The organism is Enterococcus sp. H57 (assembly GCF_003112495.1).
In the GTDB taxonomy this organism is placed as follows: domain Bacteria; phylum Bacillota; class Bacilli; order Lactobacillales; family Enterococcaceae; genus Enterococcus_B; species Enterococcus_B faecium.
This window is the reverse complement of sequence record NZ_BEHC01000052.1, coordinates 23583-31241: the sequence shown is the minus strand read 5'-3', so window position 1 is coordinate 31241 and position 7659 is coordinate 23583. Positions and strand designations below refer to the sequence as shown.

General features: G+C 38.7%; 8 protein-coding genes and 1 pseudogene. 8 read left to right on the top strand and 1 reads right to left on the bottom strand.

Annotated features, from left to right (window positions below):
* Positions 1 to 193 precede the first annotated feature (193 nt).
* From DIZ30_RS10160 to DIZ30_RS10125, 8 genes are all read left to right on the top strand, one after another.
* Positions 194 to 841 (top strand): PepSY domain-containing protein, encoded by a 648-nt coding sequence (locus DIZ30_RS10160; protein ID WP_002327023.1) that lies wholly within the window; start codon positions 194 to 196, stop codon positions 839 to 841.
* Between the two features lie 83 nt (positions 842 to 924).
* Positions 925 to 1869 carry a dihydroorotate oxidase gene (locus DIZ30_RS10155; protein ID WP_002295918.1) on the top strand — a complete coding sequence of 315 codons (945 nt, stop codon included), beginning with the start codon at positions 925 to 927 and terminating at the stop codon, positions 1867 to 1869.
* 134 nt (positions 1870 to 2003) lie between these two features.
* Positions 2004 to 3455: an amidase gene (locus tag DIZ30_RS10150; protein WP_109023202.1), complete on the top strand. Its 1452-nt coding sequence runs from the start codon at positions 2004 to 2006 to the stop codon at positions 3453 to 3455.
* Between the two features lie 20 nt (positions 3456 to 3475).
* Positions 3476 to 4312 carry a transporter substrate-binding domain-containing protein gene (locus DIZ30_RS10145; RefSeq protein WP_002298445.1) on the top strand — a complete coding sequence of 279 codons (837 nt, stop codon included), beginning with the start codon at positions 3476 to 3478 and terminating at the stop codon, positions 4310 to 4312.
* Positions 4312 to 4971: an amino acid ABC transporter permease gene (locus tag DIZ30_RS10140; protein WP_002321153.1), complete on the top strand. Its 660-nt coding sequence runs from the start codon at positions 4312 to 4314 to the stop codon at positions 4969 to 4971. The genes DIZ30_RS10145 and DIZ30_RS10140 overlap by 1 nt, the downstream gene beginning before the upstream one ends.
* 125 nt (positions 4972 to 5096) lie before the next feature.
* The gene (locus DIZ30_RS10135; protein WP_002325714.1) at positions 5097 to 5786 is read left to right on the top strand and encodes a hypothetical protein; all 690 of its coding nucleotides are present in this window, start codon (positions 5097 to 5099) and stop codon (positions 5784 to 5786) included.
* A gap of 5 nt (positions 5787 to 5791) precedes the next feature.
* Positions 5792 to 6748 carry a sce7725 family protein gene (locus DIZ30_RS10130; RefSeq protein WP_002302005.1) on the top strand — a complete coding sequence of 319 codons (957 nt, stop codon included), beginning with the start codon at positions 5792 to 5794 and terminating at the stop codon, positions 6746 to 6748.
* A 43-nt stretch (positions 6749 to 6791) separates the two neighbouring features.
* Positions 6792 to 7304, top strand: a complete 513-nt coding sequence (locus tag DIZ30_RS10125; RefSeq protein WP_002318361.1) for a GNAT family N-acetyltransferase — start codon at positions 6792 to 6794, stop codon at positions 7302 to 7304.
* A 255-nt stretch (positions 7305 to 7559) separates the two neighbouring features.
* On the opposite strand, the pseudogene DIZ30_RS13720 reads toward DIZ30_RS10125, so the two are convergent.
* A pseudogene (locus DIZ30_RS13720) lies at positions 7560 to 7659 on the bottom strand (guanylate kinase); the annotation flags it as partial.

The window sequence follows — 7659 nt, the reverse complement described above, 5'->3', positions numbered from 1 at the left end:
CCAAGAAAATCATTGAATTACAGAACACCAATCGAAATATTTTTGAGCTATGTACAAGAAGCATTTTATTCTAGCTTAATTTGACAAATCATATAATAAAAGTTTGGTTCTTTAATTTTTAAACATGACAGAAAATTTTTTCTTCGTTATACTTGTAATAGAATACTATTTTATAACAAAGGGGATCGAATCAATGAAAAAAACTGTTATTTATACTAGTTTATTTACAGCTTTGTTTTTAGCTGCTTGTCAATCAAATACCAATCAAGGCACATCTGGGAATACGTCTTCCAGTAGCGAACAGCGCTCTTCACAGGTATCGGACTCCTCAACAAAAGCAAGCACATCTTCGTCTAGCCAGACAAAAAGTTCTAGTGAAGCAAGTACTCAGTCAGATATCAAAGTGCCTGCAGCTCGTGCGATCGAATTGTTCCAAGATAAATACCCAGATACTGCAATTACTAGTTTGGAATTAGATAGTGATGGGGGATCTTACTTCTACAAGATAGAAGGTGTCGATGATCAAAAAGAATACGAAGCAAGAATTGATGCTCAAAATGAAAAAATGGAGACAGAGAATCCAGGAACTCTAGATCGAGATGAACAAAATGGTCAAAAGAAAAAAGAAGATGGTCTGGATGTTGATAAATTGATCACGATTGAGGAAGCAGCAAAAATCGCCGTCGACAAAGTAGGAAGCGGTACGGCAACAGATTGGGATTTGGATAAAGATTTAGGTACTACTTATTGGGAAGTCAAAGTAAAAGACGGCAATCAAAGTACATCAGTCAAGATCAATAGCCAAACAGGCGAAGTACTGTCAACTGAACAAGATGATTAAGAATTTCTTCGGAAAACAAGAGTTGATTTTTCTTTTAGTCATGATACACTAGATAAAATAACTTGTTTGAAGGAGCGATTTACTTGAGTTTAGAAACGACCTTTGCCAATCATATCTTTGCCAATCCTTTGATGAATGCATCTGGTGTCCACTGCATGACTACCCAGGAATTAGATGAACTGGCTCATTCAGAAGCAGGAGCATTTATCACTAAGAGCTGTACGATCAATGAACGAAAAGGAAATCCCGAACCACGCTATTTTGATGTTCCTTTAGGCAGTATCAATTCTATGGGACTTCCAAACCTAGGTTTTTCTTATTATCTAGAGTATGCTCTTGCGTATGAAAAAGTGCAGGAAAACCAAAATCAACCGTTATTTTTTTCCATTGCCGGGATGAGTGTCCAGGAAAACTTGGAAATGCTTGAGAAAATAGAAAAAAGTGGGTTTAATGGGATCACTGAATTAAATTTATCTTGTCCCAATGTGCCTGGAAAACCACAACTAGCTTACGATTTTGAGGCCACTTATGAAACACTGAAAGAAGTATTCAGCATCTTTTCTAAGCCGCTAGGAATCAAATTGCCTCCTTATTTTGATTTTGCTCATTTTGATCAGATGGCTGATATCTTGAATCAGTTTCCATTGACCTATGTCAATGCTATCAACAGTGTGGGCAATGGTTTGTATATCGATACAGAACAAGAAGCAGTAGTCATCAAACCAAAAGAAGGGTTCGGCGGCATTGGCGGAGAGTATATCAAGCCGACTGCTTTGGCAAATGTTCGCGCTTTTTATACACGTTTGAAACCAGAAATCCAAATCATTGGTACAGGTGGGATTCGGACAGGACAAGATGCATTTGAACATCTGCTATGTGGCGCAAGCATGTTACAGATTGGTACCGAGCTTCATAAAGAAGGGCCGGAAATTTTTTCTAGAATCATAAAAGAATTAACGCAGATTATGTCAGAAAAAGGATATACGTCAATTGACGAATTTAAAGGCAAATTACGCACCATTTCATAGCAAAGAGACGAAGGTCATGATTGATCTTCGTCTTTTTTTATAAAAAACACTCGTCTGTTCATTCCTGTGCAAGCGTACTCATTGTATGTTAGACGAACTTGTGGGAAAATAACAGAGGCAAAAAGGAGGATAATATGAATGATGCAACAGAATTAGCAAAAGAGCTTAAAGAAAAAGAATTTAGCTTTCAAGAACTAGTTACGGATATACAGAAAAAAATAAAGAAGCAAAATCATGAATTGAATGCGTTTGTCGCGCTTGAACCATTCGAGAGTAATTCCCACGAGCTATTGATTCCCCAGTCAGAAAAAGGGCCATTGGCTGGTATCCCATTTCCTTTAAAAATGCTCGGTCAAGAAAAAAAGGGATGGCTAGCTACTTCAGGATCTCGTTTATTTGAAACACACCGAGCTTCTCATACATCTAATTATGTGCGGCAAGCAGAAGCGATAGGTCTAGTTCCTTTTGGACAAACCAATGCGCCAGAGTTTGGTTTCAAAAATATTACAGACCCAGTCATCTATGGCCCAGCAAGAAACCCTTGGAACCTTGAATGTACACCGGGCGGATCAAGTGGAGGAGCTGCTGCTGCAGTTTCATCAGGAATCGTTCCTTTAGCTGGTGCTAGTGATGGCGGTGGTTCTATTAGAATACCCGCTTCGTTTTGCGGATTGATTGGGCTGAAACCTTCGCGAGGGACGATGCCAGTTGGTCCATATGCTTGGAGAGGATGGCAAGGAGCTGCTATTGATTTCGGCTTGACAGTTTCTATGAGAGACACGGAGGCTTTATTTTATGGGATGAGAAGTATCCATTCCGGTGCGCCATATCAAGTATCGCCAGTTGAGTGGCAAACACATCCAAGAAAAAAACGGTTGAAGATAGCTTTTTGTGTTGATTCACCGATCCACTCACAGATTAGTGAAGAGGCAGTACTTGCTGTAAAAAAAGCTGTAGATTTCCTTGGAAAAGAAGGGCATGATTTGACAGAGATTCCTTACCCACTAGATGGTCGTAAACTGATCACGTCTTATTATCAGATGAATGGCGCAGAAACAGCAGCAATGATCCGCTCGATTGAAACAGGCATCCAGCGAGCTGTCAGAAAAGAAGAACTTGAACCCATTTCTTGGACTTTGTTCCAATATGGTCAGAAGCTCTCTGCCGCTACTTACATCGATTCTCTGCATGTATGGGATGAAGCAGCAATTGTCATGGAAAACCTACATCAAGAATACGATCTATTCCTTTCACCAACGACTGCATTTACCGCCCCTAAAATCAGCGAAGATTTGCAAAGTGATGCGATAAGAGCACAGATGGAACACATCACTGATTGTTCTGAAGTAGAAGCTTTAGACGTTGTTTCTTACATGTTTGAGGAGAGCTTGAAGATCACACCTTATACACAGTTGGCTAATCTGACTGGACAACCAGCAATCAGCTTGCCTACTCATTTGACAAAAGAAAACATGCCTCTAGGAATCCAATTTATGGCTGCCAGAGGAAGAGAAGATTTGCTATTTCAAATCGGCTATCTATTTGAAGCAAATCATCAGTTCCATTTACCAAACCCATGGAAATAGCAGAAACAAGGAGAAGAAGAATGAAGAAAAAAAGATTGTTTGCTCTAATAACTAGTGCCTTTTTTATTTTAAGCGCTTGCGGTACAGCTGCCGCTAATCAGGAAGATAACAGCTGGAGTAATGTAGAAAAAAAGAAAGAATTAGTAGTAGCGACTTCTGGCACACTGTTTCCCGCATCTTATTATAATGATCAAAATGAATTAGTTGGTTATGACGTAGATTTGGCAAAAGAGGTGGCTAAACGGTTAAATGTCAAAATCTCCTTTAAAGAATACAACGTGGATGGACAAATCACTTCTGTTTCAAAAGGAGAATCAGATTTTGCTGCGAACGATTTTGGTATCACAAAAGAAAGAGAAAAAAAATTCTCCCTTTCAGAGCCTTTCAAATATTCATTTGACAGTATGATCGTACGAAAAAAAGATGATTCAGGAATCCACTCACTTGAAGATCTTAAAGGGAAAAAAGCAGCTGGCGAACCCAATACTAGCTATATGCGTTTAGCGGAAAAACACGGAGCTAAATTAGTCACATATGACAATGCCACGAATGATCAGTATTTAAGCGATGTAGCAAATGGTCGAACAGATGTTATTCTAAATGATTATTATCTGCAGAAAATGGCCGTATCTGCTTTACCAGATATCCCTGTAAAAATACTGGAGAACGTTTATTTCAATGAAAACGAAAGTGGTTTTTTATTGAAAGAAGGAAATGATGCTCTGAAAAAGAAAATCGATGGCGTATTAAAAGAGATGAAAGAAGATGGGACGACAAAGAAAATATCTGAAAAATATTTTCAAACTGATGTTTCAGTCAAACCGAAAGAAACGATGGCTGAGTCGGTGAGTGAGTGATGTACTTTCCTCTAATTGATTTTTCCCTCATGTGGACTTCACTTCCTTTCGTACTGCAAGGCTTGGTATACACATTAGGGATTGGCTTCGTGTCGTTTCTTTTAGGAAATTTGGTAGGGTTGCTTTTGACAGTTTTAGGTCTTTTGGATTGGCTGCCTCTGAATGTATTTATTCGTTTTTATTTATCGTTCTTTAGAGGCATTCCCGCACTAGTCCTGTTGTTTCTGTTATATTTCGGGTTACCTTATCAATTAAGTGCCTTAACGGCTTCAGTCATCTGCTTTACGATTACCAGCAGTGCATTTATTGGTGAAATCTATCGAGGATCACTAGCAGGCGTTTCTTCAGGTCAGTGGGACGCTGGTTTAGCTTCTGGTTTTTCTTTCTTTGGGGTATTGAAATATATCGTTTTGCCGCAAGCTTTTCGAATCTCGGTACCGGCACTCAGTAACGTAGCTATGGATCTAGTGAAAGGTACTTCGTTAGCAGCAACAATCACAGTGCCAGAAATATTTCAAAAAGCAAAGATCATAGGCGGTCGGACATTCGATTATTTTTCTCTCTATATTTTAGTTGCACTGATTTATTGGGTCATTTGTATCGGGATCGAAAAAGTGCAACAGTATTTAGAAAAACGTTCTATCCATCAGTCAATCTGAAAAATAGAAATGGTGCTAGCGTGGCTGGCACCATTTCTATTTTTTGTTTCTTGTATATTCTGCCTAGTATTTTAAAACCATTTCATGTAAAATGTAAATCGAAAATATGTTCGGAGGTAGAAAACATGAAGACCCCGCTAACCATCGAAATAGAATCCTCGTTATACCAATATTGCATCGAGCAAGGCGGCTTGGTTGTAGAAGAAGTCACGATGCCCGATGACCAAGGAATTGTAGATACGCTTAGCTGCTTGACAAAATTTGATGGAAGCCGAGAATGGCGATGCTATGAGCTGAAAGTGACAAAAGCAGATTTTCGCTCTACAGCCAAACTGTCATTTGTTGGACATTATAATTATTTTGTTTTACCAAGTAAACTATATGAAGAAGTAAAAACTGAAATCCCTACAGGAATAGGTGTTTTAGTGTATCGTCCGTACACGGTTGAAGAGGAGATGCCTGCCTCTGGTACATTTCTGATTGCGAAAAAAGCAGCAAAGAAAGAGCTTGCTGTACCGGAAGAAGCTTTGACAAACCGCTTCATGGCTTCTTTATTCAGGGAAGTAAGAAAAGCAAAGCAAATGGAGCGAGGCGTAAAATATTTTCCAACAGATCAATTGTACAAAGAATTGAAAAGACGTTCAGAAAACCAAAATCCATTTTCTAACGAACGATATTATGAACGGTTTTTAGAGGAAATAGCTAGTCAGGCAATCAATGAGTTGCAAGAAGAAGTTATCGCGCTTCAGCATGATTATGAATATTTGAGGCAACAACAGCAGATCCGTCGGTTGCCTACAGAGTCATTGGAGTGAAAAATATGTACTATCCTTATTTAAGAGGAAAACAATTTGACCTATTAGCATTAAAAGAAGCACTGTCGCGAGGATTGCTCTCCAATAAAATCCAACCAGTGATCGAACCAGTACGTGATTCCGCTACGCTTAAAAATGTGATCGAATTATTTCAAAAAAAGCACCATCCAATCGCTGTGATCCAAAATCCCCAAGTAGGACAATTCAAATTATTCGATCAGCATGTGCACAGTTGGAAAGTCAAAGAAAATAGCTCTGTCGTCCCTGCACAGATCTTAACGCCAGAAAATCTCAGTGAAGTACTGGATTCACCTCCAGCGTTTCTTGTTTTCGATGGACAGCACTACCCAAAAGATACAGAGGTGTGGAAACAGCTGGCAGGAGTTGATTCGAAATTTTTGATACCAGATACTAGTCGCTTTCGCATCTGGCTGCCCGAAAACAAAATTGTGATCCGTGACTCTTTTCAAACGAGAAAGCATGTTGAAAGTTATGCAGATAAAACAGATGACTTTTTTAGTGATGACTATCTTTTTTTCCACGCAGACGGATATATTGGATTTTCTGATTTCACGATCGAAGGTAGCCGTTATTTCGATAAAGGGTTCCCTAGCCGAGCGCTTGCTATCCATCTAACGTATATTGATGCTTACGGCAATATACGCGTGAAACATTTTGTCTCTGACAGTAACGACTCTGCTAAAGACCAAGCATTGAAGTTTCTTGAAGCAGGAGATAAAATGAAAAAATGGATCATGCGTCACCATCATCAACTCTTGATTACTTCAGGAATGATTGAATTATTGGCTCTTTACCAGCAACAAAAATTCCCTGGACTGGGAGTGTTGAAAAAGTGGTCACTTATGCATCATTTAGAACTTATTAGTCACCTGCTAGATCATCCAAAAGATTGGCTTAAATATTATTCAAAAGTTCAGGAACTATATGAAGTGATCCAATGATTAGATAATGTAAATGAAAAAGGAATAGAAAAGAGGAAACTGGATGTATATTCGGCAAACAAGGAAAGAAGAAGTAAAAGAAGTGGTAGAAATCATTAATGCCGCAGCAGATTTCATTGCTTCGCAAGGCTCTCCTCAATGGCAAAACGGGCAGAAACCAACAAAAGAAACGATTTTGAACGATATTGAAAGAAAAGAAAGCTATGTATTAATAGTGGAAGATCAAATTGCTGGAACAGCTGCATTAGTCTCAGGCGTGGATCCCGTTTACACAAAAATAGATGGTAGTTGGAAAGAATCAACTGGTCCTTATTTATCGATTCATCGTGTCGCTTTAGCAGAAAGTACTCGAGGAAAAAAACTAGCAAAACCGTTCTTAGAACATTTGTTGACGATTGCAGCCAGCAAAAATATCCAAGATATCCGTATCGATACTTATCCAGCTAATGAACCGATGGAAAAGACCATCTATTCTGCTGGATTCACTTATCAAGGGATGATTGAATTTCCTTTTGAACACGGCGAAAGAAAAGCATATCAAATAATCATCAATTGACTATAAAATCATCTGAGCAAAGATAAAGACATTAACACTACTGAAAAAAACAATCATATGATAGCCAAGAGGTTGTAACAGAAGTGGCCAGCTTCAAAAAACAAGAAAGAATTTCCGAAAATGCTTCTCAAATTTTTGTGGAATTTTAGCGTATTTTACGAAACAGCTGCTTTCTGAAACTCCCTTCATCGAGAGGTCGTGACATAGCTTTTGTCACGACCTCTCGGCTTATCCTACGAGTATTATTCGATACATTTATATCAATAATCCTTTTTTTATTTTATCTGCAGCTTCTTGGAACGTTCCATCGTTTGACACGACTAAAAGTGAGGGGATAGCTTTCAAACGTTTCAAC

What these genes read in the sequence shown, in the direction of transcription:
- DIZ30_RS10160 (WP_002327023.1), top strand. Translation starts at nt 194, where the DNA reads ATGAAAAAAACTGTTATTTATACTAGTTTATTTACAGCTTTGTTTTTA.
- DIZ30_RS10150 (WP_109023202.1), top strand. Translation starts at nt 2,004, where the DNA reads ATGAATGATGCAACAGAATTAGCAAAAGAGCTTAAAGAAAAAGAATTT.
- DIZ30_RS10145 (WP_002298445.1), top strand. Translation starts at nt 3,476, where the DNA reads ATGAAGAAAAAAAGATTGTTTGCTCTAATAACTAGTGCCTTTTTTATT.
- DIZ30_RS10140 (WP_002321153.1), top strand. Translation starts at nt 4,312, where the DNA reads ATGTACTTTCCTCTAATTGATTTTTCCCTCATGTGGACTTCACTTCCT.
- DIZ30_RS10135 (WP_002325714.1), top strand. Translation starts at nt 5,097, where the DNA reads ATGAAGACCCCGCTAACCATCGAAATAGAATCCTCGTTATACCAATAT.
- DIZ30_RS10130 (WP_002302005.1), top strand. Translation starts at nt 5,792, where the DNA reads ATGTACTATCCTTATTTAAGAGGAAAACAATTTGACCTATTAGCATTA.
- DIZ30_RS10125 (WP_002318361.1), top strand. Translation starts at nt 6,792, where the DNA reads ATGTATATTCGGCAAACAAGGAAAGAAGAAGTAAAAGAAGTGGTAGAA.